Below are 26042 nucleotides of genomic sequence, written 5' to 3'. Positions count from 1 at the left end.
TGAAATAACAGATTTAAATAATGTGTAACGCGTGGCGATTAACTGCATAACTTTTAACGAGGTATTCTAGCAGGAAGTGTGCCAGCAAAAAATAGCTATAAATGGCTTTGTATCATTCACTTAGCAAATAGGCATAAAATAGCGCGCACAGAAAAAGCGCATTTAAACTAAAACTGCACCGTTTTGGTGCTTAAGTACTTGCTGCCTAAGTGGTCAGTTTTTCGCGCTATAATTTATTTTAAATTAACGATGTTGGAGCAAGCGATGCAAAGTACTGATGATGTGTTAAGAGCGGCAAAAAATCGGGCAGCAGAAAAAAAACTGCCATATTCAGGTGAGTTAACTCCCCAAGAGGCTTTTGTACTATTGCAACAAGGGTCTGCTTTATTAGTGGATGTGCGCAGTCAAGCCGAGCTTGACTTGGTTGGTCGCGTGCCTGATGCGATGCATATTGAGTGGGCTTTTTACCCTGGCATGGTTGCAAATGCAGCGTTTGGTCAGCAATTGCAAGCGCAAATTAAGCCTAATCAAACCATTATATTTATGTGCCGTACGGGAGGCCGCAGCCACAATGCGGCCGTGTTGGCGCAGCAATTAGGATATAGTCATGTATTCAATATGGCGGAAGGCTTTGAAGGCGAGGCTAACGCACAAAAACAACGCACTTTGATTAATGGCTGGAAACAGGCTGGTTTGCCTTGGAATAATTAGAGGTTATTTTTTGAGATTAATAAAGTATGACCGATAAATATGCCAAGCCCGTACTAAATATTGACCACTATGCGGTCGTGGGCAATCCAATTGCACACAGCAAATCACCGCTGATTCATAGCGCGTTTGCAAAACAGACCAACCAAGAGATGAGCTATGAACGTATTCTTGCGCCTTTAGATAGTTTTGAAGCAACGATTAAAGAGTTGGTTGCGCAAGGTTATAAAGGCGTGAATGTGACAGTGCCATTTAAGTTTAAGGCGTTTAATCTTTGTGACATGTTCACCGAACGTGCTCAAGCCGCTGGCGCAGTGAATACTTTAACGTTTAAAGATGGCCGAATTAGCGGTGATAATACTGACGGTGCAGGATTGGTCCGGGATATGACGCATAACTTAAAACATATTCTGCATAATAAACGCACCCTGCTACTGGGAGCAGGTGGTGCCGCAGAAGGTGTATTACACCCTTTATTGGCTTGCGAGTTAGATGGTTTAGTGATTGCGAATCGCACCATTGAGAAGGCAGAACGTATGATTAGCCGACAAGTCGGAGCATTGAATCAATTAAGTGCCAGCACGTACGCAGACTTAAACAATCCATTCGATATTATTATCAATGCTACTTCAGCAGGATTAACCGATACGGAATTACCTATTCCCAACATGGTTTTTGCTAAAGATTGTTTGGCTTACGACATGATGTACGGCCGCGAAACACCATTCATGACACAAGCGCGCGCAAACGGCGCACAAGTTGCAGATGGTTTGGGCATGTTGGTCGAGCAAGCCGCTGAGGCATTTTACATTTGGCGCGGAGTAAGGCCTGATACTAAGCCCGTTATTGAGATGATGAGAGCGCTTTAATTGCTAAGGTGGTTATTTAATAATAAAAAAAATGCCAGTCCATTGGGTTTTGGCGGCTATTTTAAACGAATATTATTTTTATTTTTTGCATGGCTAGTCTTATATCAGCTATGGATTTTTTTACATATCTGCTGGTGGATTAAGTTTAATCCAAGCTCAACCTCCTTTATGCAAGACAGGCTAGAGATTATTCAAGAAACTCAACCAGATGCCGAGCTTAAGTATAAATGGGTGGATTACGCCAGAATCTCCAATCACCTTAAGCGTGCCGTGATTGCCAGCGAAGATGCAAAATTTAATGATCACGAAGGGTTTGATTGGGAAGGTATCGAAAAAGCCTACGAAAAGAACTTAAAAAAAGGCAAAATTGTCGGTGGCGGCTCAACTATCAGCCAGCAACTTGCCAAGAACCTATTTCTATCCAGTGGCCGCACGCCATGGCGCAAAGCGGAAGAAGCTGTTATCACCTTAATGCTGGAAAAAATGCTCACCAAACGTCGAATCCTAGAAATTTATTTAAACGTAATTGAATGGGGTAACGGTGTTTTCGGCGCAGAAGCGGCTGCAAAACATTACTTTAAAACCAGCGCAGGTGGTTTGGGTAAAACCCAATCTGCCAAATTAGCCGCGATGATCCCCAACCCACGGTTTTACGATAACCACCGCAACACGCGCTATTTAAATCGTCGTACCGCAACCATACAGGCAAGAATGCGTTTTGTTGAAGTGCCTTAGGTAGCTCCATAAGAGGTGCTTTGAATTTATTAATAGGGAGATTAATATGGATTGGCAAATCATCGTGGCGATATTATTAATTTCTGCCGGTATTGCTGGCACAATATTGCCCATGTTGCCGGGCACGCCATTGGTTTTTGCGGGCTTACTACTGATTGCTTGGCATGGCGGATTCGATCAAGTGAGTGTTTTTACGATGGTGATGATAGGCACTGTCGCTGTTATAGCTTGGGCGGTAGATTTCTTTGCCTCAGTCTTCACTGCCAAAAAAGCTGGTGCTAGCAAATATGCACTATGGGGTGCCGCCATAGGTGCCTTGCTTGGCATAATGGGCGGTGTTGCTGGGCTCATTATTGGCCCAGCCATAGGTGCAATTATTGGCGAGTTGATTACACATAAAGATGCAACTAAAGCCACGACTGTTGGCATTGCCGCTGGATTGGGTTTTGTGTTGGCACTGGCAATAAAAATTGTGTTAGTGCTAACAATGCTCGCTGTGTTTGCTTATGCTTACTATAAGTAGTTGTTTTGCAATTGATTAAGTAATCTGGCATCCATTCTGTTATGTAAGAACTAATTCAATCACGCATTATCCAAGCATCGTTTTCAAGTATTTTCCTGTATAGCTTTGCTTATTATCAGCTAAAGCCTCTGGTGTACCCACTCCTACCACCATGCCGCCGCCATCGCCGCCTTCAGGTCCCATGTCTATTAGCCAGTCGGCAGTTTTAATCACATCTAAGTTATGCTCAATAATCACAATTGTGTTGCCCGCATCGCGTAAGCGGTGGATCACATCCAATAACAATTGAATATCCGCAAAATGCAGGCCAGTGGTTGGTTCATCTAGAATATACAAGGTGCGGCCTGTGTCACGTTTGCTCAACTCAAGTGAAAGTTTCACGCGTTGTGCTTCACCTCCGCTTAGCGTAGTCGCAGATTGCCCCAGTGTGATGTAGCCCAGGCCGACATCTAGCAAGGTTTTGAGTTTGCGCGAAATCACGGGTTGCGCGATAAAGAAGTCGTGTGCTTGTTCGACTGTCATCTCTAACACTTCACGAATATTTTTGCCTTTAAAATTAATTTCTAAGGTTTCACGGTTATAGCGTTGGCCTTTGCACACGTCGCATGGTACGTAAACATCGGGTAAAAAGTGCATTTCAACGCGAATCACGCCATCACCCTGGCAAGCTTCACAACGCCCACCTTTAACGTTAAACGAGTATCTACCTGGTCCGTAGCCACGTGCACGGCTTTCTGGTACGCCTGCAAATAAATCGCGAATAGGTGTAAATAAGCCGGTGTAAGTAGCAGGGTTTGAACGCGGCGTACGGCCAATCGGGCTTTGGTCTACATCGACTACTTTGTCAAAAAATGCCAAACCATCGATTTCGCTAAATGGTGCAGGTTCTGCATTACTGCCATATAAATGCTGTGCAACTACGCGGTATAAAGTATCGTTGATCAGCGTTGATTTGCCTGAGCCAGACACGCCTGTCACGCAGGTGAGCAAACCAACAGGAATTTCTACCGACACATCGCGTAGATTATTGCCCGTGGCGTTTGAAAGTTTTAACCAGCGTGCAGGGTCTGGTTTTGTACGGACTTTTTTATATTCGATTTGTTTTTTGCCACTTAAATATTGGCCGGTTAAAGATTTTGGATTAGCTAAAATCTCGGCTGGTGTGCCTTCTGCCACAATCTGTCCGCCATGTTCGCCAGCGCCTGGACCAATATCCACCACATAATCGGCTTCTAAAATCGCATCATGGTCATGTTCAACCACAATCACGCTATTGCCAATATCACGCAGGCGTTTTAGCGTTTCCAGCAGTCTGTCATTATCACGTTGATGCAGGCCAATACTTGGCTCATCCAATACATACATCACACCGGTCAAGCCGCTACCGATTTGGCTGGCCAAGCGAATGCGCTGCGCTTCGCCGCCAGAGAGCGTTTCGGCTGAGCGAGAAAGTGATAAATATTCCAAGCCAACATTGGTTAAAAATTTAAGGCGATTTTCAATTTCTTTGACTATCTTGTCCGCAATCGCCAGTTTTGCGCCTTCTAATTGTAAGGATTCAAAAAAATTTAGCGCTATTTTAAGTGGCACTTCACACACTTGATGAATGTTCTGGCCACCTACTTTGACATGGCGTGCTTCGCGGCGTAAGCGAGTGCCGCTGCATTCTGGGCAAGCCTGATTGTTTAAGTATTTAGATAATTCTTCACGTACCGCCGTAGAGTCGCTTTCACGATAGCGGCGTTGTAAATTATTTAAAATTCCTTCAAAAGTATGTGTTTTGCCAAAGAATGTACCGCGCTCATTTAAATATTTGAACGCAATCACTTCACGACCAGAGCCATTTAGCAATACATCTTGAACTGCTTCTGGCAATTCTTCAAAGGCCATTTCCAAGTCAAAGTTATAGTGCGCTGCCAAACTTTGCAGCATTTGAAAATAAAATTGATTGCGTTTGTCCCAGCCCTTAATCGCGCCGCTTGCTAGCGAAAGCGTAGGGAATGCCACCACGCGTTTGGGATCAAAAAAGCTGATATTGCCCAAGCCATCGCATTTGGGGCAAGCACCCATCGGATTGTTAAACGAGAATAAACGCGGCTCTAATTCTGCTAGTGAGTAGTCACACACAGGGCATGAAAATTTGGCTGAGAATAGATGTTCTTTATCAGTATCCATTTCAACAGCGATAGCTTTGCCTTCTGCCAGGCGTAATGCGGTTTCGAATGATTCGGCGATACGCTGTTTTAAATCTGCCTTTACCTTAATGCGGTCAATCACCACATCAACAGAATGCTTCACTGTCTTCGTTAATTTCGGTAAATCATCTATTTCATAAATCTTGCCATCCACACGCAAACGTACAAAGCCTTGTGCCTTTAATTGATCAAACAAATCCAGTTGCTCGCCTTTGCGATTTGAAACTACTGGTGCCAATATCATCAGTTTGGTTTCTTCTGGCAGTTGTAAAACGCTGTCTACCATCTGCGAAACGGTTTGTGCTTCTAATTTGATATGGTGATCCGGGCATTCTGGGTCGCCAGCACGTGCATATAAAAGACGCAGATAATCGTGAATCTCGGTTACTGTACCAACGGTTGAGCGCGGGTTATGCGAAGTGGATTTTTGCTCAATTGAAATCGCCGGCGATAAGCCTTCAATCAAATCAACATCGGGTTTATCCATGCGCGCCAAAAACTGGCGGGCATATGCAGACAAGGATTCTACATAGCGTCGCTGACCTTCTGCATACAATGTATCAAACGCCAAACTAGATTTTCCAGAGCCTGAAAGCCCGGTAATAACCACCAATTTATTGCGCGGAATATCCAGCGAAACGTTTTTAAGATTGTGGGTGCGCGCACCACGGATTTTGATATATTCCATCTAGCTTTATCGAAAATTAAGGCAACCTGTTAATATACGCAATTATTGTGTTTTCAGCTAAATTATTCTGCTTCAAAAATAGGTTTTCATGCAAATTTCCGACAAAATGACGCGAACTGAATTGCGTTCTACCATCAGCTTGGCCTCAATTTATGGTTTGCGCATGTTGGGCATGTTTTTAATTTTACCCATTTTTGCGGTATATGCTGAAACATTAAAAGGCGGCAGCAATCATACGTTGATCGGCTTGGCGCTTGGCGCATACGGCTTAACACAGGTTTTACTGCAATTGCCTTTCGGTATCGCTTCCGATAAATATGGCCGCAAAAGACTCATTTATATCGGTTTGATTTTATTTATTATCGGTAGCGTGATTGCCGCATTGGCGACCGATATTTACATGGTGATTATTGGCCGTGCAATTCAGGGGGCTGGGGCGGTTTCTGCTGTTGTCACCGCATTAGTTGCCGATTTAACGCGGGAAGAACATCGCACTAAAGCGATGGCGATGATTGGCGGAACGATTGGCATCACATTTGCGCTATCGCTTGTGGCTGGACCATTGCTGAATCAATGGATTGGTGTATCCGGAATCTTCTGGATGACAGCAGTCTTGTCATTATTGGCTATTTTGGTAGTTAAGTATTACGTGCCAGATCCAGTCGCCAGCCATTTTCACTCAGATGCGCAAACTGCACCAAGCAAAATGAAAGCAGTGCTAAAAGATAAACAATTATTGCGTTTAAATTTTGGTACTTTTTCATTACATGCCGCGCAAATGGCGATGTTTATTGTGGTGCCGTTTGCCTTGACTGAAACCAGCGGCATGAGTGTCAATTCACATTGGCAAATTTATTTGCCAGTATTGGTCGTTTCATTTGTGCTGATGTTGCCAGCGATTATTATTGGTGAAAAACGCGCGAAATTAAAATTGGTATTTATCGGCGCTGTGGCTTTAATGTTAGTGGCGCAATTGATGTTTGCGAACACTATTCATCATTTCTGGGGCGTTGTTGTTTCGTTGCTGATTTATTTCACCGCTTTTAATATTTTAGAAGCGTCGTTGCCGTCATTAATTTCAAAAATGGCACCTGCCGCTTCCAAAGGCACGGCGATGGGCATTCACAGTACAGCGCAATCATTTGGCGTATTTTTAGGTGCAGTGGTGGGCGGGTATCTATCACATCGCTTTGATTATTCTGCCGTATTTATTTTTTGCTCAATATTAATTGGCATCTGGTTACTGTTGACTTTTGGAATGAAAACACCACCCGCTGTACGCACAAAGATGTATCATTTGAACTCATTTGATGAGTCGCAAGCACTTGCATTAGCCAATAAAGTTGCGCAGATGGAGGGTGTGTATGAAGCAGTCGCAATCGCCCAAGAGGACATGCTGATAGTGAAAGTGAACAATCAGCAAAGTGTTGAGCGCCAAACGTTAATAGAGCAGAATATTTTAAAATTGATAGGGAGCAGATAATGGCATCAGTCAACAAAGTGATTTTAGTGGGTAATTTAGGGCGCGACCCGGAAGTGCGCTATATGCCGAACGGCGAAGCGGTGGCTAACTTTAGTATCGCCACGACTGAAAACTGGAAAGATAAATCAGGCGTTAAACAGGAAAAAACCGAATGGCACAATATTGTGATGTATCGCAAATTAGCCGAAATCGCAGGCGAATACCTTAAAAAAGGCCGCCCAGTTTATGTAGAGGGCCGTTTACAAACGCGTAAATGGGAAAAAGATGGCGTAACCCGTTATAGCACCGAAATTATTGCAGACAGCATGCAAATGCTAGGTGGCCGCGATGGCGGTGGTAATGCGAGTTATGATGGTGGCATGGATCAAGGTGGCGGACAAGATGAGTTTAACCAAGCGCCGTCACGTCAATCAGCACCAGCAAGTCAGCCTGCTGCTAAACCTGCAGCAACGCAAACTGGTGGTGGTAATTTTGATGATTTTGAGGACGATATTCCTTTTTAGAATTTACCCTAAGTGAATAGGTAAACAAAAAACTATTGATGCACATCAGTTATAATTTTACTTTCAACTAAAACGTTAATTTATAAGCCAAAATCATGCCGATTTATGATTTCCAATGTACCAGTTGTGGTCACAAGCTAGAGTTATTGCGCAAAATAAGCGATTCAAGCACCACAGTATGTCCTAATTGCAATCAAGAAACCTTTTCTAAAATGCTTTCTGCACCTAGTTTTCAACTAAGTGGTAGTGGCTGGTATGCGACTGATTTTAAAGATAAAAAGGTAAGTAAGTCGTCTTCAAGTGAATCTGCAGAATCAACGACCAAAACCGATGCGTCCACTGCCTGCCAAACCGGTTGTGCCTGTCATTAATCCAATCCATTGAATTAACATGAAAAAATACTTTATTACTGGCTTGCTGGTGTTGGTGCCGTTGTTTATCACCATTTGGGTGGTGGCGACGCTCATTCAGACCATGGACCAAAGCTTGCTATTGCTGCCGGAAGCTTGGCAGCCTGAAAATGTATTTGGTTTTAATATGCCTGGCTTGGGTGCAATTCTCACTTTGCTGATTATTTTTGTTACAGGCCTTATTGCCACCAATATCTTTGGCCAACAATTAATTGCTTTGTGGGAAAATTTACTTTCGCGCGTACCGTTCGTAAAAAGCATTTATTCCAGTGTCAAGCAAGTGTCTGATACTTTGTTTTCAGATTCTGGCAATGCGTTTCGCAAGGCTTTATTAATTCAATATCCACGCCAAGGCAGTTGGACGATTGCTTTCTTAACTGGCGTGCCTGGTGGCGATGTGAGTAATCATCTGGTGGGGGATTATGTCAGTGTTTACGTGCCCACTACGCCAAACCCGACTTCTGGCTTTTTTCTGATGCTGCCCAAGGCGGATGTGATTGAGCTGGATATGAGCGTGGACGAAGCTTTAAAATACATTATCAGCATGGGTACCGTAACGCCAAAAGACCGCAAAACACGAGAATTACCGCTTTAATTTTTATCTAATCAACAGACTTAACATTATTTTTGAACGAAATTTATTTTATGACTATGCGTACACATTATTGCGGCCACTTAAACCGCAGCCACGTCGGCCAAACTGTTAGTTTATGCGGCTGGGCGCATCGCCGTCGCGATCATGGTGGTGTGATTTTTATCGATTTGCGTGACCGTGAAGGTATGGCACAAATCGTGGTCAACCCAGATACGCAAGCTGCGTTTGCGATTGCCGAAAGTGTGCGCAGTGAATATGTACTTAAAGTGACATGTGTTGTACGCGCGCGTCCAGAAGGCGCAGTGAATGCTAACTTATCTACTGGTGAAGTAGAAATGATTGCGACTGAAATCGAGATTTTAAACGCATCGCTTACGCCGCCATTTATGTTAGATGACGAAAACCTGACTGAAACCGTAAGACTTGAACATCGCTACATCGATCTACGCCGTCCAGCGATGCAGAAAAATATGATGTTGCGTTATCGCGTGGCTAAAACTTTGCGCGATTATTTAGATGTTAATGGTTTTATTGAAGTGGAAACGCCGATGTTAACGCGCAGTACGCCAGAAGGCGCGCGTGATTATCTAGTACCAAGCCGCGTACATGCCGGCCAGTTTTTTGCATTGCCGCAATCGCCGCAATTATTCAAACAATTGCTAATGGTGTCAGGTTTTGACCGTTATTTCCAAATCACTAAATGCTTCCGCGATGAAGACTTGCGCGCAGATCGTCAGCCGGAATTCACCCAAGTGGATATTGAGACTTCATTTTTGAGTGAAAACGAGATTATGGACATTGTCGAAGAAATGATTCGACAAATGCTTAAATCGGTGCAGAACGTGGATTTGCCAGCTAAATTCCCGCGTATGCCATTCAGTGAAGCAATGAATCGATATGGTTCAGATAAGCCTGATATGCGCGTGACTTTAGAAATCACAGAGCTTTCAGATGTGATGAAAGATGTAGATTTTAAAGTATTCGCAGGCGCAGCTAATATGGCTGGCGGCCGAGTGGCAGCTTTACGCGTACCAAATGGCGCGGCGATTGCAAGAAGTGAAATCGATGCTTATACCGAATTCGTCAAAATTTACGGCGCAAAAGGTTTGGCATATATCAAAATAAACGACATTACTAAATTAAATGAAGAAGGCCTGCAAAGCCCAATCGTTAAAAACATTCACGTTACAGCACTGCAAGCGATTATCGACCGCACCGGTGCACAAAATGGCGACATTGTCTTCTTCGGCGCAGATAAAACCAAAGTGGTTAACGAAGCACTAGGTGCATTACGCTTAAAAGTCGGGCACGATAAAGGCCATGTAGATGGTCGCGCATGGGCGCCATTGTGGGTGGTGGATTTCCCAATGTTTGAACATGATGAAGAAAACGACCGCTGGGTAGCATTGCATCACCCGTTTACCGCACCAAAAGATGGTCACGAGGACTTGTTAACTTCTAATCCAGGTGCTGCCCTTTCAAAAGCCTACGATATGGTATTAAACGGCTGGGAAGTGGGCGGCGGTTCAGTGCGTATTCATAAACAGGATGTGCAATCCAAAGTATTCGACGCACTAAAAATCAGCAAAGAGGAAGCACAAGAGAAGTTCGGTTTCTTGCTGGATGCCTTGCAATACGGCGCACCTCCGCATGGCGGCCTGGCCTTCGGTTTAGACCGTCTGGTAACATTGATGGCTGGCGCAGAGTCTATCCGTGATGTGATTGCCTTCCCAAAAACCCAGCGCGCGCAATGTTTAATGACCAATGCGCCGAATGAGGTGGATGAGAAGCAATTGAGAGAATTGCATATTCGCGTTCGCACTCAAAATCCAGCGGCTTAGAAAATGAATAAGTTACCTTCTTTTGATGAGTTGATGATTCCACTAGTCGGTGCGTTAAATGAGCTTGGTGGTTCGGGTTCAATTGAAGAGATTTATTCAAAAGTCATAGAGATAACTAAATTTTCAGAGAATATACTTAATCAACTCCATGACCCAGAAAAAAGCAGCCAAACAGAAATTGGTTATAGATTGGCATGGGCAAGAACTTATTTAAAAAAATTCGGTTTTCTTGAAAACTCTAGCAGAGGTGTTTGGGCTTTAACAGAAAAAGCGCGTAATAATCCAGTATTTAGTCCTCTTGAAGTCGTTACGTATGTTAGAGGCTTAGATAAAATACAACAAAATAATGAACAATTGCAAATCAATGATGTTTTAATTGAAGCTGTTGAAGAGGCCTCATGGAAGCAACAGCTTTCAGTCGTACTTACGCAAAAACTAGACCCGTCAGCTTTTGAGCGGCTTATTCAAAGACTTTTAAGAGAGTCAGGTTTTGTTCAGGTTGAGGTCACTGGAAAAACAGGTGATGGCGGCATAGATGGTAAAGGCATTGCTCGAATTAATGGTTTTATGAGTTTTCACGTGTTATTTCAATGTAAGCGCTATAAGGGTTCAGTAGGGGCAAGTGAAATTAGAGATTTTCGTGGGGCGATGGTAGGCAGGGCTGACAAAGGTCTTTTTATTACCACAGGAACATTCACGGCTGCAGCACTTAAAGAAGCCACCAGAGACGGTGCTCCACCAATTGATTTGGTTGATGGTGATGAGTTAGCTGACAAGCTTAGAGAGCTTGAATTAGGAATGAAGATTGAGCTTGTTGAAAAGATAACTATTGATGAATCTTGGTTCGAAAGTATATAAATAAAATGCCACTTACCGAAATCAACCACGTTAATTTCCGCACTGACCGCGAGACCATGTTTAAGCTGCGTGATTTTTATTGCGATATTCTTGGCTTAACGGTAGGTAAACGTGTGGCGAGTACTACTTATGGTTATTGGCTGTATATTGGCAATAACGATGTGGTGCATCTGGCGGAATATAAAACCGCCACGCCGCCACAACTCAATGTGCATGGTACTTATGATCATGTGTCTTTTACCTGCACTGATATGCCTGCAATGGAAGCGCACTTAACCAAAAATAATGTGCCATTCACCACACGTATTCTGGCTAATGGCGTGCGGCAGATTAATTTAAAAGACCCGGCGGGTAATGGCGTGGAACTGAATTTTGAAGAATTTTGGAATCCTGATTATGTCATGCGACCTTCTGGCGATCCGAACCAATAATCAATTGTGTGATGTCGGTCACATACAGCAATTTGAATAAAACTTAAATTACGTTTTCTAATCCAAACTATCAACCAAGCGTTATTGCCAGTAATGTAGTGCGCAAGTCGTATTGCAAATATGGGGAATGTAAAAATGAACAAGTTATTCAATAATAATTTTTTAAAGCATACCCTGAGATGCACTATTCTATTGGTTTTCAGTCTGCCTGTTTTTGCTGAATCCAACCCAGAATTATGGCCTGTGATGAAAGAAGCGTTTTTTGCAAAACGCGATATGCAAGAAGTGACTTTTATGAAGATTGATGCGCCACGCCGTGCTGAAAGTGGCGCGCAGGTGCCCGTGACGTATACGATTGATAATGCAGCAGCGAATGGTGTGGCCATTAAAAAGGTGTATGTTTTCGTAGATTCAAATCCTATTCCACTAACTGCGACTTATCATTTAACGGATGCACTGGGCGATTTTCATTTATCGACACGGATTCGTTTTGAGACTGACGGTTTTGTGCGCTTGGTGGGCGAAACAGCGGACGGAAAATTGTATTTAGCTTCACGTGAAGTACGTGCAGCTGGCGGTTGTGGTGGTGCGGTAGAGAATGACGAAGTGGCAATCCGGGCAGTGGCGGGTAAAATTAAAATGAATGTAGAAACGCCAGCAAAATTTGGCGCGGCAACGCCAGCTACATTTAATATCAAACACGTGATGCGCACTGGCTTGCAGCGCGATTTGGTTTCGCAAGGATATGTACCGGCTTTTTATATTAAAAAAACCGAATTTACTTACAATGGTAAACCTGTGATGACAGTAGATGTGGGCGTTGGCACAGCGGAAGATCCTTATTTTAAATTTAATTTTGTACCAAAAGAGCCGGGTAAATTAGAAGTGCTGGCGACTGATAATGAGGGGAAAAGCTTTACACATGTGGTTGAAGTGAAAAGTTAACCATCAAAATTGCATGTAAAGCCCTGGTTAAAAGGCTTCTTTTGAGAAGCCTTTTTTATGCCAAAAAATGATTAATGTCATCTGTGTTAATAGCTTGCAGTGCTAAAATTGACGCAGTAATAGGAAAATTAAGGAACAAAATATGAAAAGCTATCGTAAAGAACTTTGGTTTAATCCGCCAACACGCGTGGCATTTATTCGTATCACCGAGCAGATTAACGAATGCTTGCGAGAAAGTGGTGTACGCGAAGGTTTGGTTTTGGTGAATGCCATGCATATTACTGCCAGCGTGTTTATTAATGACGATGAGCGTGGATTGCATCACGATTACACGCAATGGCTTGAGCGTCTTGCGCCGCATGAACCAATCAGCAACTATCGGCATAACGATACGGGCGAAGATAACGCCGATGCGCACATGAAGCGCCAGATTATGGGGCGTGAGGTGGTGGTGGCGATTACCGAAGGCCGCTTGGATTTTGGGCCTTGGGAACAGATATTTTATGGCGAGTTTGACGGCAGACGTAAAAAGCGCGTGCTGGTTAAGATTATTGGCGACTAGGCTTGGTTAAATAAAAAAGGGAGCAATTGCTCCCTTTTTGAAATGACTTAATTCTGGCTTATTTATTCATGACGTACATAGTCACTTCAAAACCAAAACGCATTTCTGTAGCTGCTGGTGTTGTCCACATGATAAATCTCCTTTTAAAATTAAGTACACATTCAAATTCACAACAAACATAAATAAAATTCTTTAATTCGTTGCTTGTTTGTATGACTGCATTATGCGCGCGGTGTTTAGTTAAATACCTACAGTTTGGCATTAACTCCACTTACGTATTTTCATGAGCCTAGTGTCATTAATTAGGTTAGAAATCTTAAGTTTTAGCCACAAATATATTGCTCTAGCTCTTTGATTAAGCGTTGCTGATAGGCAATTGTCTCTTTCACCAAATCGCCCAGCGACAACATGCCTAGTATCATTTTGTCATGCATCACCGGCAAATGGCGAATACGCTTTTCACTCATCATGCTCAGTGTTGCTTCAACTAAATCGTTAGGTTGACCTGTAATTACCTTTTGCGTCATGACCTCCGCTACTTGGGTCGTTTTGGATGAGCGGCCTTTTAATACCACTTCGCGCGCGTAATCCCGTTCTGAGAAAATACCGACTAATCTGCCATCTTGTACCACAGCTAAGGCGCCGATCTTATACTCAGCCAGGATAACTAACGCATCAAAGACAGGGCGATTGGGCGCGATGCTAATGATCTCTTTATGCTTCTTATCGTTTAACACTTGTTGTAAAGTTTTCATGTTCTTCTCCAGCGAGTTAGCTGTTTAAATATACTCCGATAAATAATTTAGCCAATATCTAAGGCCATAAATAAATCAATAACAATAAAGTTGTTGACATAGTTAGCTAGCTAACTATAATATATCTAACTATGCTGCAATTACGAGACCTTCCAACACCCGAAATATTAGACAAGTTCGCTGACCGTTATCCTGATGCGGATGTGACGGCGATATCTGGCTTTTTATATTTGCTGCGTGTGGCGACTGATTTATCACTTGCATTGGATGCGTGCTTAAGTAAACACGATTTATTGCAAGGGCGTTGGTGGGTGCTAATTTTGTTAATGCGCGAAGAGTCAGGAATTTCTACGCCATCCATTTTGGCAGACAAGTTAGGTGTAAAGCGCGCAAGCATGACTGGATTGTTGGACGGCTTAGAACAGCATGGTTTGGTGACCAGAGTATTTGCCAAAGAAGATAGACGTAGCGTAAAAATACAATTAACCAGCGCAGGACAGGCGAAATTGGACGTAGTGATGCCGGATTACTATCGGCGTTTAAGACAGTGTATGCAGGCTTTAGATGAAGACAAGCGCGTGCAGCTTCAGCAGTTATTAGGAATAATCCATAAAGGTATTCCTGCACTTATTTAACCCCAAGTTAATATCAATATTTTTGAAAAGAGAGTAATCAAATGAGCAATATTCAAGCAGAAATAACAGCAATCAACGCAAAGTTTGACCAGGCATTTAATGCAAAAAAACCAGCAGATATTGCGCAATTATATGATGCAAACGCAACAGTAATGCCGGCACCGGCTGGTGCGCCAGTTGTTGGTGCGGAAGCAATTCAGGCATTTTTTGCAGGTTTGATTGAAGCAGGTGTTATTGATCATAAACTTACATTGACTGAGGCAGTAGCCGATGGCAATTTAGCCTATCAACGTGGTAATTGGGCTGGCGCGATGATTGATGCAGAGGGTGTGCGCCAAACTTTTGGTGGCAATGTGCATCTTGTTTATCGCAAACAAGCTGATGGTGTTTGGAAAGCAGTAACGCATATTTGGAATTAATGCATTAATTAAAATACAGTCAAATTCCAGTCGATAAATTTAAGCCTATTAAAACTACAGCGCGCAAATAAGGTATAAAAACGTATGCAAAACAGCACAAAAGTGACTATTCGCGCGTTTATCGCGCTGCTGATATTAACCATTATTTGGGGTTATAACTGGGTGGTGATGAAAAGCGCGCTGCAATATGCAGGGCCTTTTCAGTTTGCCGCGATACGTACTTTTTTTGGCGGAATTGTGTTGTTTGTGGTGATGTACTTCACTAAAAGACCAATGGGCTTAAAAGAGTTTCCCACCATGCTAGTGCTGGGTTTGCTGCAAACAATTGGCTTTACAGGGTTGCTGGTATGGGCGCTGGTAGAAGGTGGCGCAGGCAAAACTGCTGTTTTGACTTACACCATGCCATTTTGGGTGATGTTATTCGCATGGCCAATGTTGGGTGAAAAAGTGCAAGGCTGGCAATGGTTGGCAGTATTCTCCGGAATATTTGGCATGGTGCTGATTTTTGATCCGCTGCATATCAAGGCAGATGGATTCAGCATGTTTTTGGCCTTATGTTCAGGCGTTTCATGGGCGTTATCGGCGATTATTTCTAAAAAACTGCATCAGCGTCGCCCGAATTTGGATTTGCTAAACTTAAGCGCTTGGCCAATGTTGCTAGGCTCAGTGCCGATGTTGGCAATTGCCTTTATCGTACCTGCACCGCCGATTCAATGGACTGGTTATTTTATTGGCTCGGTGTTGTTTAACGTGTTTTTAAGTGGTGCATTGGCTTGGTTATTATGGTTATATGCGCTGCAACGTTTGCCTGCAGGCGTGGCCAGCATGGCATCTATGTTGGCGCCTGTGATTGGCGTAATAGCAGCTTGGATACAGCTAAACGAAGTGCCTGATCGTATGGAAACAATTGGCATGCTATTAATCGGCTTGTCACTCGTCACCATTTCTTATATCAGCATTCGTCAACATAAACCGATAGAACCAGCTATGGCGCAAGACAGCTAGTGATTCAAAACTTAACCAATCAAATTAGGTTAAATAAAAGGTTAAGTCAGAAGTTTTACCAAGAATTTAACTAGACTATCTGTCTTAATTAAGCATTTAACAAGTATCCATCGCGCCTATTCGCTATATTAATCAGCCTGCTTTGTAGCTGTCATTTAAGAATAACCACTTCATGTTAAACTTGAAGGCTGTTATTTGCATAATAAAAAGTACTTTTACCAGCCATGAGCGCCAATCTGTTTTTAATTTTTCTCGCCGTACTACTAGTTCTGTTGAATGGTTTTTTTGTTGCAGCGGAGTTTGGACTAGTCAAGCTTCGTAGCACGCGCGTACGTGCCATTGCAAATAATTTAGGCTGGCGTGGCAAAATGCTGGCCAAAGTACATGGCAGTTTAGATGCATATTTATCTGCTTGTCAGCTGGGAATCACGTTAGCATCGCTGGGCTTAGGCTGGGTGGGTGAACCTGCCTTTGCGGCATTAATTGAGCCAGCTTTAGTCAGCGTTGGGGTGGAAAGTCAAAAACTTATTCACGGCATTGCGTTTGTCGTCGCCTTTTTTACCATTTCTTATATGCATATTGTGCTAGGTGAATTAGTACCTAAAACATTGGCTATCCGCATGGCAGAACGTGTGAGCTTGTGGACAGCGCCATTATTGTATGGATTTTACTGGTTAATGTTCCCTGCTATTTGGGTATTAAACAAAAGCTCAAATATGATCATTAATGTCTTAAAGTTAAAAAACAAAGCCGGGCATGAGGTGCAATATTCCAATGAGGAATTGAAGCTTATTTTGCGTAGTTCGCATCCCAATGAAAGTTTCAGCTCATCAGAATGGAAAGTGCTGGCGCAGGCGATTGATTTTAGAGAGTTAGCCGTGTCAGATCTGATGCACCCTTTTCATGAAGCCATCGCTTTGCAGGCGGACGAAACCTTTAAGCAGAATATGGAACGCATCGTGCAGCATCGCTACAGCCGGTACCCGCTGGTGGCGAGTGATGGACAAGTGATTGGTATTGTTCATATTAAAGATATTTTTATCGCGCTCACAAAAGACAGCCAATTTACCGATATTCAAAGCCTGATGAGGCCGGTGAAAATGGTTTCGCCCAATACATTAGCGACTGAGCTTTTTAGAAAACTGCAGCGTGGTGCGCCACATTTTACGGTGGTTGCGTATCCCGATAATCCGCCAGTGGGATTTATTACATTGGACAATTTGTTGTCTGCCTTGGTTGGTGATATTCATGATGAATTCAGGCAATCGCAAAGTGAATGGACTAAATTAGATGATGGGTCTCTGCTGGGCAAGGGTTCATTGTCAATCAACACGTTGGAACGCACGCTGGGTATTGATATCGAATCAGACGATGCCGATACGGTTGCGGGATTGGTTTTGTGGAAATTAACCGAATTGCCGGAAGAAGGTCAGCGCATTGAGTTTGACCAATTTTCAGTGGTGGTGAAGAAAATGGTCGGCCCACGTGTGTTGCTGGTGCGGGTTTATCCTAAAATTGAAGCACAGCACATGAGTGCGCATTAATCCATTATTCGTGATTTGAGTCTTTAAAGCCCACATTTCTCGCACATTTAAAGCCTATGATAAAATGCCGAAGAATCTAAAAATATCAAGGGAATAGCATGGCAGGACATAGTAAATGGGCAAATATCCAACACCGCAAAGGGCGCCAAGACGCCAAACGCGGCAAAATTTTCACCAAAATCATTAAAGAAATCACTGTCGCAGCCCGCTTAAGTGGCGGCGATATCAGCATGAATCCACGCTTACGCGCCGCAGTTGCTGAGGCCAAAGAAGAAAACATGCCAGCAGACAACATTACTCGCGCTATTAAAAAAGGCACGGGTGAATTGGAAGGCGTGAATTACGAAGAAATCCGTTATGAAGGCTACGGCATCAATGGTGCCGCCATTATTATTGATTGCTTGACTGATAATAAACAGCGCGCGGTGGCAGATGTTCGTCATGCGCTGACAAAGTTTGGTGGTAATTTAGGCACTGATGGCTCAGTGGCTTTTATGTTTAAACACTGTGGCAGCTTGGTTTTTGAACCCGGCATCAGCGAAGACAAAGTGATGGAAGCTGCACTGGAAGCAGGCGCGGAAGATGTTGTGACAGATGAAGATGGCAGTATTGAAGTGATTACGGCACCAAATGATTTTCTGACTGTAAAAGAAGCGCTGGAAGCGGCTGGCTTAAAACCTGTATTAAGTGAAGTGACCATGAAGCCGCTGAATGAAGTTGAATTTATGGGTGATGATGCGATTAAAATGCAAAAAATCTTAGACGCATTGGAAGATTTGGATGATGTACAGGATGTCTACACTACCGCTCTAATTGAAGAATAGTGATTACTCGCATACTAGGAATTGATCCGGGCCTTAGATTGACTGGCTTTGGTGTGATTGAAAAAATAGGTGAGAAAATTACTTATATTGCTAGCGGAACGATCAAAACAGCTAGCGGCAAAAAGAATAAAATAGATGGCGAAGAGGATAGAGAAGAATTACCTGCTCGCCTAAAAATCATCTTGGATGGTCTGTTTGAGGTAATCGATACTTACCAGCCTAACCAAGTTGCAATTGAGAAAGTATTCGTCAATGTAAATCCGCAATCGACTTTATTACTTGGTCAGGCGCGCGGTGCTGCAATCAGTGCTGCGGTGATTCGTGATTTAACCGTGGCGGAATATACTGCATTGCAAGTTAAACAGGCTGTTGTCGGTAATGGTCATGCACAAAAAGAGCAAGTGCAGGAAATGGTCAAGCGCTTACTTAACCTTCCCGCAACCCCAAAACCAGATTCTGCCGATGCATTAGCTTGTGCGATCTGCCATGCGCACGGCGGACAAGGATTAGGAAAACTCGCTACAGCGGGATACAGAGTTAAGAATGGACGATTAGTATGATTGCACGATTAAACGGTATTCTGATTGAAAAAACACCGCCGCAAGTGCTGATTGATTGCGCAGGCGTGGGTTATGAGGTGGAAGTGCCGATGAGTACTTTTTATAATCTGCCGGAGATTGGCGCAAAAGTGCAGTTGCTGACTTATATGGTGGTGCGTGAAGATGCACAGCTATTGTATGGATTTGGTTCAGAGCAAGAAAAAAGTACGTTTAAACAATTGCTTAAGGTGAATGGCATAGGTGCAAAGTCTGCATTGTCAATTTTAAGTGGCGTTAGCATTGAAGATTTAATTAATGCGGTCAATCTGCAGGAGGTCGCCATGTTGACGCGTATTCCGGGTATCGGCAAAAAAACGGCAGAACGTCTTTTGCTTGAGCTCAAAGATAAATTCTCTATTAATGGTGTCAACGGTGTTGGCATTGCCCAGCCAAAATCTGCCACTAGCGATATATTAAATGCCTTATTGGCCCTGGGCTATAACGATAAGGAAGCGCTAGCAACGATTAAATTATTACCAAAAGATTTGTCTGTTTCAGAAGGCATTAGGCAATCGCTTAAATTGCTTTCTAAATAGGTTGATTGTGAGTTAATTAATCAATGTTGATAAAAAAGCCGTCACTAAATAAGTGGCGGCTTTTTTATATGCCTTGCCATTGCTAGCTTTTACACATTAAAAAGGTACAATTTGGCAATATAAAAGCGTGATTAGCTTTATAACGAGAAAAAGGATTCGCACATGAAGTACGGTTTAATTGCACTACTGACCTTGTTGTTAATAGCTTGTAATAAGCAGGATGCTACATCTAACTCGTTCGAAATGGCACGATCTGCCCCAACAGCGAAAATGGCTGCTGATTCAGCAGGTGGCGCTGAACTAGGTTTGACTGAGATTAGCGAGCCAATTAATGTCGCCGCTAAAAAATACATCGCGTTGCGTCATCATCTACAAATTGAAACGGCACCAGAAAAAATGCAGGCGAGTTTTGATGCAGCCATCAAACATTGTGAGGCGTTAGGCTGCCAAATGCTCAGCGCCAATTACAATCGCGAAACGCCGTATAGCCCGCCATCTGCATCCTTAAGTTTGCGTGTGCCACCTAGAAATGTCAGCATATTTCTGACTGGATTAGCTGAGAATGGCGAGGTGATGCAGCATGGCCGAGACAGCGAAGATAAAACGATTCAAGTAATGGATGCGGATGCGCGAATTAAAAATCTAACTGATTTGAGGGATAGACTGCGCTTGATGTTAGGTGATAAAACGGCCAAGTTTAAAGATATTATCGATGTAGAGCGTGAGTTGGCGAATACGCAAAGTGAGTTAGATAGCATTGCCAGTATTCGCAAAGTGTTGGCATTGGAAACCGATTTAGTCGCGGTGAATATTAATTTCACCGCCAGCCAAGGTATTACAGAACAAGGTTTTTTTGCGCCAGTAGCGCGCGCCCTGAAAAACGCAGGGCAGGTGATGATGGAAAGTTTTGGTGCTGTGATTACTTTCGTCGTTGGTTTGATTCCTTGGTTATTGATTGGTATTCCCGTGATTTGGCTGGCACGCAAATACTGGGTTAAGCTTAAAATCAAATAAAATGGCTATTTTTAAGATGCTCATTTTTAAGGCAGCTAAATAAAAAAGCAAAAATAGATTTAATTGAATAGTTAACATTTAATTTAAAGCATGATAGTAACCTGTCAGATGAAAGCATCCACGTATACGGTGAGGCCTACCCGAGGGTAATAAAACAATGAAAAGTTACCTGTATCAATTATTGTTTATGGCGATATTTCTCACTGGTGAGTCTGTGGCTTATGCACAAGAATCGTCTTTGGATCTGTTGTCTGAAGATGATTATATTGGGGAGGTACCAAAAGTGCTGACGGTATCGCGTCTGGCACAGGCACCTGCTGATGTGCCTTCTGCGGTGACGGTCATCAATCGTGAAACCATCCGCGCCAGCGGTATCGTTGATTTGCCGGAGATATTCCGGTTAGTGCCCGGCATGTACGTAGGTACTAATGCGGGCTATGTTTACAACACCAATCATACGCTTAGTTATCATGGCATGACGACGGCTTATGCGGGTACGATGCAAGTGATGATAAATGGCCGCTCGGTTTATAGCCCATTGTTTGGCGGTGTTAATTGGAGCGAGTTGCCAATTGCCATCGTCGATATTGAGCGTATTGAAGTCACACGTGGCCCTAACGCTGCCAGCTATGGAGCGAATTCCTATTTTGGTGTGATTAACATCATCACACAAACGCCATCTGAAACACCAAATAACAGTATTGTTGCAACCCACGGCAATGGGCGTAACGAAGTGTTTTATCGTCATGCAGGTAAGGCGGATGATTTTAGTTATCGAGTGACAACTGGTTATCGGCAAGATGATGGTCTGGATAATCGTAACGATTTTAAACGTACACGTTTTATCAGCACGCAAGCAGAGTATCTGCTCGATTCGAATGATAATCTTGAGTTTGAATTTGGTATAACCGACGGCGCACGCGGTGAAGGCAATATTAACGAAGATAATATTATTTTTTTACCGCGCACTAAAAAAATAGACAATCATTTTGGGTTAATTCGCTGGCGGCATAACATTTCGGATACTAGCGATTTAACGCTACAAGCCTATCACAGCTATGACCACTCGGATGATGTAAACACCACCGTAGATTTAAGGCCTTTAATTGCACCACTTGATGCTGGTCTGGCAGCCAGTTTGGTGAATGGTAACGTGGTTATTAATAATGAAGTGGTGCAAAAACGCACCGACATTGAGGCACAGCATACTTTTACACTTGCCAGTAATGCACGCGCAGTGTGGGGTGCAAGCATGCGTCGAGATTCAACTTATGCGCCTTTTTACTTGGCTAGTAAAAATACCGATTATTTTGATCTGCTGCGTTTGTTTGGGCATGTAGAGTTACGGCCACATGAAAAATTGACAGTGAATGCAGGTGCCATGTTGGAACACAACGATTTTACTGGCACGGATATTTCACCCAGAGCGAGTGTTAACTTTAAGCCAAATGCGAATCATAGTTTTAGGTTCGGCGTTTCCAGTGCGTTGCGTACACCCAATTATGTGGAAGAGAAATTTCAGAATCGCTTAGTCATACCAACCACATTGGCAAATCCCAGTGCGCTGATTTATCAATATCGAGCCAATAAGGGCGGTGTAGAGCCTGAACAAATTGTGTCAACCGAGCTGGGCTATATTGGTGAAATTGGCCGTTTGCATTTAGATATGCGGTTGTTCAGTGATCGTATCAATCATGTAGTGAGGGATGTTAGACGTACCAATTTTACTGTGCCTGTAAATACTTATTTGTTAAATCCAGATATCGATAGAGATGTTTTTTCCAGCGAGAATCAAGGGAGTGCAAAGGTAGAAGGTATTGAATATCAGGCAAATTGGCCGCTAACTCGCAATACCCGATTATTGTTTAATCATGCTTATGTGCATATTCGCGAGACACAGGATGGATTAAAGCGTAATTATATAAAGTCAATGCCGCGCAATACGATTAGCACGCTTATAACGCATCGCTTTAATCCTCAATGGGATGGCAGTTTTGCCTATTATCAAACAAGCGCAACTACCCTTTTGGGGGATGGCGACCCAGTCGATTTAATCAGAAAATGTGATGTTAGACTGGCGCGAAAATTTGATTATGGTCGCCGCAATGGCGAAGTTGCGATTGTTGTTGAAAATCTATTCAATGATCATTATCAGGAGTTTGCTGATTACAACACGCTGAAACGGCGCGCGCGTATTAATGTTAAGTTGGATTTCTAATGCATTTAAATGTGAGCTTGCGACGCTAAAGTGATTTATTTGCGTACTAATACAATAAGCAGGAATTTTTTAAAACTGTTAATGCTTGTTGCGTTAATAAGTGGTTTTTTTGCGCCCACACTTTCATTTGCTTATACAGGCGTCACTATTATATTAAGTGCGCCCACACCAACTAATTTAGAGTTTGTAGAGCATTTTAGAGATGAACTTATCAGTTCTAAAAACACGGCACTGCGTGTGAAAGTGATTGATTTACAGGAAACAGAGAGATTAGTGGTCGCCGAAAATAGTGAGCTAGTGATTGCGCTGGGTGTTAATGCACTACAGGCCGCCAGTAAATTAAAACATACCACACCTGTTGTTGGCGTATTTACGCCTTTACCAGCATTTAACAGATTGCTTGCCGCCAGCAGGCGTGATTTGGGTAATTTTAGTGCAATCGTATTGGATCAGCCTTATATGCGACAAATGATGCTTATTAAGACGGTAATGCCTAATATCAGGAATTTAGGTGTTCTGCTGGGTAAAAACTCATCTCAATATGGTGAGTTAATTAAAGATGCAGGTGAAAAGAACGCCATTAATGTCACTGAGGAAAGCATTGTGCAAGAAGCTGACTTAATCCCTAAACTGAATAAAATATTAGACAGTAACGATGCGTTAATCGCGATTCCCGATCCACTTGTGTATAGCCGTGAAACCGCGCAACCTATTCTGCTGACGACATACCGACATCTCAAGCCAGTATTTGGCTACTCTCGGTCATACGTACAAGCAGGTGCGTTGGCTGCAGTGTATAGCACGACTAAGCAACTGGCTAAACAGGCGGCAGAAATTGCAGTGCAATCCCAGGCGTCCCCAGGTCTTTTGCCACCGCCACAGACGCCGCGATATTTTTCAATAGCTGTCAATTATCAAGTCGCACGCTCGCTGAATATCGTGGTGGAAGATAAAGACAAATTGCAGAAAAAAATAGCTGACGCTGAATTAGCACAATATGAAAAATGAGACGGATCGATTAGGCTTTAATAATATAGGTATTAAATCCAGAGTGATTTTGCTGGGGACTATTCCTGCCTTGCTATTCGCGATTATTTTAGCTGGTTACGCTATTTCTAACGTTTTCGGGGTGTTGAATCAATCACTGAGTGATCGTGGTCGCATCATTGCATCGCAATTGTCGCCAGCGGCAGAGTATGGCGTCATATCAGGCAACCGCCAGATATTACAAAAGCTAGTACAGCAAGCGCTATCTAATGAGCAGGAAGTCAGGACTGTGCTGGTAGTTGATAATAAAGGCATGGTGTTGGCATTAAGTGGTCGCCCATTGTCGCAAGATTTAATTAACCGTATTGATAAAAATAATCTGAACGAATTCAAGCTGAGCAATGGCATTATTTTTACCTCACCTATTTACCGCAGTTTGGTTGAAATTGAGGATTTTTCCAGTGGATATGATGCTGGATCGGGTGCAGATATAGTGGATAATCAACTGGAAATTGGGCATGTCTATGTGGCCTTAAGTAATCAGACTTTACAAAATATCAAGCTGGATTTAATCACTAAGATCGTCTTAATCGGCTTGTTCGGGTTGATGGTGAGCGCATTAATTGCATGGCGTCTTGGCCGTAATATCACTAAACCGATTCAGGAAATTGCGAGTGCAGTGAATAAAGTCGGTGAAGGAATCTTTGTGCAAACCATCACTGAAAATTCCAGTGGTGAATTAAAAACCCTGCAAAAAGGCTTTAACTCCATGTCCACTAGCCTTAAGCATGCTTATGAGAGTATGCAGGATAGAATCAATGATGCTACCAGCATGTTACGTCATCAGGCACAGCATGATGATTTAACGGGTTTGGTGAATCGGCGTGAGTTCGAAGTCAGGTTAGAGCGTAGTTTGAAAAGCGTACATGAAATGAACGCGCAGCACGTATTTTGCTATATGGACTTGGATCAGTTTAAGTTGGTTAACGACACTTGTGGCCATGCTGCGGGGGATGAACTTTTAAGACAAATTAGCGTTCTGTTAGCCAATAGAATGCGTGATAGAGACACGTTGGCGCGTTTGGGTGGAGATGAATTTGGCTTGCTGCTTGAAAATTGCAGCCTGTCGGACGCCAGTCAAATCACCAATACCTTATTGAAAATAGTGCACGATTATCGATTCATGCACGATGATAAGATTTTTAATATCGGCGTCAGTATTGGTATGGTCGTCATTAATACTAGCTTTGCTAGCGTGAGTGAGATTGTGCATGCGGCTGATTCTGCCTGCTATTCGGCTAAAAAAGCGGGTCGCAATCAAAGTTTTTTGTTTAGTGCCGGCGATATTGAGGTCACACAGCGACGCAGCCAAGTAGAGGCTATTTCAGATATTACGAATGAAATTGATGATGAACAGTTTATGTTGTACTGTCAGCCAATTGTGCCACTTTCGTCTAATGTGCCGGCACAACATCATTATGAAGTGCTGATCAGAAAAATAAGTTTGGATGGCACGATCATATTGCCAACTTCATTTATTCCTTCTGCCGAGCGGTATCATTTGATGCCTAATATCGATCGCTGGGTGATTCGAAATACTTTTTCGGCTTATCGTGACATGTTGGATAGGAGTAATGAGAAATGTAATTATGTCTTCTCAATTAATCTATCCGGCACGTCACTTGGTGATAAAAGTCTGCTGGGTTTTATTCGCGAGCAATTGGCGGTTTATGCCATCCCGCCAACATCCATTTGTTTTGAAATCACTGAAACTTCTGCGATTGTTAACCTAAAAAACACCATTCAACTCTTTACAGCGCTCAGGAAGTTAGGTTGTAGTTTTGCATTGGATGATTTTGGCAGCGGTATGTCATCATTTACCTATTTAAAAAACTTTGAGGTGGATTTTCTAAAAATTGATGGTGCTTTTGTGAAAGAAATGCACATTAATAAAATTGATCACGCCATGGTGCGCTCAATACATAGTGTGGCGGAAGCCATGAACATTAAAACGGTTGCAGAGTTTGTTGAAAATGAAGCGATTCTGAAAGAATTAAAAACCATTGGCGTGCATTATGGACAAGGCATGCATCTCGGTTCACCAGTCGCTATAAAAAAATTAATTGAGAATTTTTCGCAATTAAACTCATAATAGGGTGT

27 protein-coding genes are annotated in these 26042 nt (G+C 42.9%); 24 read left to right on the top strand and 3 right to left on the bottom strand.

Annotated elements, in window-relative coordinates:
* Positions 1–264: 264 nt before the first annotated feature.
* From K370_RS06310 to K370_RS06295, 4 genes are read left to right on the top strand one after another with little or no spacing between them, the layout of a single operon-like run.
* The gene (locus K370_RS06310) at positions 265–711 is read left to right on the top strand and encodes a rhodanese-like domain-containing protein (protein WP_047541722.1); all 447 of its coding nucleotides are present in this window, start codon (positions 265–267) and stop codon (positions 709–711) included.
* Positions 712–737: 26 nt separating this feature from the next.
* Positions 738–1577, top strand: coding sequence for a shikimate dehydrogenase (gene aroE, locus K370_RS06305; protein WP_047539944.1), 840 nt, complete (start codon positions 738–740; stop codon positions 1575–1577).
* Positions 1578–2312: a monofunctional biosynthetic peptidoglycan transglycosylase gene (gene mtgA, locus K370_RS06300; protein WP_081977174.1), complete on the top strand. Its 735-nt coding sequence runs from the start codon at positions 1578–1580 to the stop codon at positions 2310–2312.
* A gap of 46 nt (positions 2313–2358) precedes the next feature.
* A complete protein-coding gene (locus K370_RS06295) occupies positions 2359–2835 on the top strand; it encodes a DUF456 domain-containing protein (RefSeq protein ID WP_047539942.1) in 477 nt (158 codons plus the stop codon).
* 66 nt (positions 2836–2901) lie between these two features.
* Here K370_RS06295 and uvrA read toward each other — a convergent pair whose 3' ends face one another.
* Positions 2902–5718 (bottom strand): excinuclease ABC subunit UvrA, encoded by a 2817-nt coding sequence (gene uvrA / locus K370_RS06290; RefSeq protein WP_047539940.1) that lies wholly within the window; start codon positions 5716–5718, stop codon positions 2902–2904.
* An 88-nt stretch (positions 5719–5806) separates the two neighbouring features.
* Here uvrA and K370_RS06285 point away from each other — a divergent pair, with 88 nt between their 5' ends.
* The 9 genes from K370_RS06285 to K370_RS06245 all read left to right on the top strand — a co-directional run bounded on the left by K370_RS06285 (position 5807) and on the right by K370_RS06245 (position 13346).
* A complete protein-coding gene (locus tag K370_RS06285) occupies positions 5807–7201 on the top strand; it encodes an MFS transporter (protein ID WP_047539939.1) in 1395 nt (464 codons plus the stop codon).
* Complete coding sequence (gene ssb / locus K370_RS06280) at positions 7201–7704, top strand: single-stranded DNA-binding protein (RefSeq protein WP_047539936.1); 504 nt, start codon at positions 7201–7203, stop codon at positions 7702–7704. Before K370_RS06285 ends, ssb begins: the two co-directional genes overlap by 1 nt.
* Before the next feature lie 95 nt (positions 7705–7799).
* Positions 7800–8075, top strand: a complete 276-nt coding sequence (locus tag K370_RS06275) for an FmdB family zinc ribbon protein (RefSeq protein WP_047539934.1) — start codon at positions 7800–7802, stop codon at positions 8073–8075.
* A 19-nt stretch (positions 8076–8094) separates the two neighbouring features.
* Positions 8095–8709: a DUF502 domain-containing protein gene (locus tag K370_RS06270; RefSeq protein WP_047539932.1), complete on the top strand. Its 615-nt coding sequence runs from the start codon at positions 8095–8097 to the stop codon at positions 8707–8709.
* Between the two features lie 56 nt (positions 8710–8765).
* Positions 8766–10550: an aspartate--tRNA ligase gene (gene aspS, locus K370_RS06265; protein ID WP_200883497.1), complete on the top strand. Its 1785-nt coding sequence runs from the start codon at positions 8766–8768 to the stop codon at positions 10548–10550.
* A 3-nt stretch (positions 10551–10553) separates the two neighbouring features.
* Positions 10554–11408, top strand: coding sequence for a restriction endonuclease (locus K370_RS06260; RefSeq protein ID WP_047539928.1), 855 nt, complete (start codon positions 10554–10556; stop codon positions 11406–11408).
* 5 nt (positions 11409–11413) lie between these two features.
* Complete coding sequence (locus K370_RS06255) at positions 11414–11839, top strand: VOC family protein (RefSeq protein WP_047539926.1); 426 nt, start codon at positions 11414–11416, stop codon at positions 11837–11839.
* A gap of 135 nt (positions 11840–11974) precedes the next feature.
* Positions 11975–12784 carry a quinoprotein dehydrogenase-associated SoxYZ-like carrier gene (locus K370_RS06250; RefSeq protein ID WP_052185190.1) on the top strand — a complete coding sequence of 270 codons (810 nt, stop codon included), beginning with the start codon at positions 11975–11977 and terminating at the stop codon, positions 12782–12784.
* A gap of 142 nt (positions 12785–12926) precedes the next feature.
* The gene (locus tag K370_RS06245; protein WP_047539924.1) at positions 12927–13346 is read left to right on the top strand and encodes a secondary thiamine-phosphate synthase enzyme YjbQ; all 420 of its coding nucleotides are present in this window, start codon (positions 12927–12929) and stop codon (positions 13344–13346) included.
* 58 nt (positions 13347–13404) lie between these two features.
* On the opposite strand, the gene pqqA is transcribed toward K370_RS06245, so the two are convergent.
* Together pqqA and K370_RS06240 are read right to left on the bottom strand one after the other, a co-directional pair.
* Positions 13405–13476, bottom strand: coding sequence for a pyrroloquinoline quinone precursor peptide PqqA (gene pqqA / locus K370_RS12085; protein ID WP_012777389.1), 72 nt, complete (start codon positions 13474–13476; stop codon positions 13405–13407).
* 193 nt (positions 13477–13669) lie between these two features.
* Positions 13670–14101 carry a CBS domain-containing protein gene (locus K370_RS06240; RefSeq protein ID WP_047539922.1) on the bottom strand — a complete coding sequence of 144 codons (432 nt, stop codon included), beginning with the start codon at positions 14099–14101 and terminating at the stop codon, positions 13670–13672.
* Positions 14102–14232: 131 nt separating this feature from the next.
* Here K370_RS06240 and K370_RS06235 point away from each other — a divergent pair, with 131 nt between their 5' ends.
* The 11 genes from K370_RS06235 (at position 14233) to K370_RS06185 (ending at position 26034) form a co-directional block, all read left to right on the top strand.
* Entirely contained in the window at positions 14233–14736 is a 504-nt protein-coding gene (locus tag K370_RS06235; protein ID WP_047539920.1) for a MarR family winged helix-turn-helix transcriptional regulator, read from the top strand.
* A 41-nt stretch (positions 14737–14777) separates the two neighbouring features.
* Complete coding sequence (locus K370_RS06230) at positions 14778–15155, top strand: YybH family protein (protein ID WP_047539918.1); 378 nt, start codon at positions 14778–14780, stop codon at positions 15153–15155.
* An 84-nt stretch (positions 15156–15239) separates the two neighbouring features.
* The gene (locus K370_RS06225; RefSeq protein WP_047539915.1) at positions 15240–16160 is read left to right on the top strand and encodes a DMT family transporter; all 921 of its coding nucleotides are present in this window, start codon (positions 15240–15242) and stop codon (positions 16158–16160) included.
* A 224-nt stretch (positions 16161–16384) separates the two neighbouring features.
* On the top strand, positions 16385–17704 hold the full coding sequence (locus tag K370_RS06220) for a hemolysin family protein (RefSeq protein ID WP_047539913.1): 1320 nt from the start codon (positions 16385–16387) through the stop codon (positions 17702–17704).
* 98 nt (positions 17705–17802) lie between these two features.
* Positions 17803–18528, top strand: coding sequence for a YebC/PmpR family DNA-binding transcriptional regulator (locus K370_RS06215; RefSeq protein WP_047539911.1), 726 nt, complete (start codon positions 17803–17805; stop codon positions 18526–18528).
* Complete coding sequence (gene ruvC / locus K370_RS06210; RefSeq protein ID WP_047539909.1) at positions 18528–19088, top strand: crossover junction endodeoxyribonuclease RuvC; 561 nt, start codon at positions 18528–18530, stop codon at positions 19086–19088. Before K370_RS06215 ends, ruvC begins: the two co-directional genes overlap by 1 nt.
* A complete protein-coding gene (gene ruvA / locus K370_RS06205) occupies positions 19085–19663 on the top strand; it encodes a Holliday junction branch migration protein RuvA (RefSeq protein ID WP_047539907.1) in 579 nt (192 codons plus the stop codon). The genes ruvC and ruvA overlap by 4 nt, the downstream gene beginning before the upstream one ends.
* 162 nt (positions 19664–19825) lie before the next feature.
* Positions 19826–20677, top strand: coding sequence for a DUF4349 domain-containing protein (locus tag K370_RS06200; RefSeq protein ID WP_047539905.1), 852 nt, complete (start codon positions 19826–19828; stop codon positions 20675–20677).
* Positions 20678–20834: 157 nt separating this feature from the next.
* On the top strand, positions 20835–22895 hold the full coding sequence (locus K370_RS06195; protein WP_047539901.1) for a TonB-dependent receptor plug domain-containing protein: 2061 nt from the start codon (positions 20835–20837) through the stop codon (positions 22893–22895).
* Positions 22896–22976: 81 nt separating this feature from the next.
* Complete coding sequence (locus K370_RS06190) at positions 22977–23903, top strand: ABC transporter substrate-binding protein (protein WP_081977173.1); 927 nt, start codon at positions 22977–22979, stop codon at positions 23901–23903.
* Positions 23893–26034: an EAL domain-containing protein gene (locus tag K370_RS06185; protein WP_047539896.1), complete on the top strand. Its 2142-nt coding sequence runs from the start codon at positions 23893–23895 to the stop codon at positions 26032–26034. The genes K370_RS06190 and K370_RS06185 overlap by 11 nt, the downstream gene beginning before the upstream one ends.
* Positions 26035–26042 lie beyond the last annotated feature (8 nt).

The sequence above is a fragment of the Methylotenera versatilis 7 genome (assembly GCF_000799165.1).
Classification (GTDB): domain Bacteria; phylum Pseudomonadota; class Gammaproteobacteria; order Burkholderiales; family Methylophilaceae; genus Methylotenera_A; species Methylotenera_A versatilis_A.
Note: the sequence above shows the minus strand (reverse complement) of the source record. Positions and strands in the feature narration are given on the sequence as shown.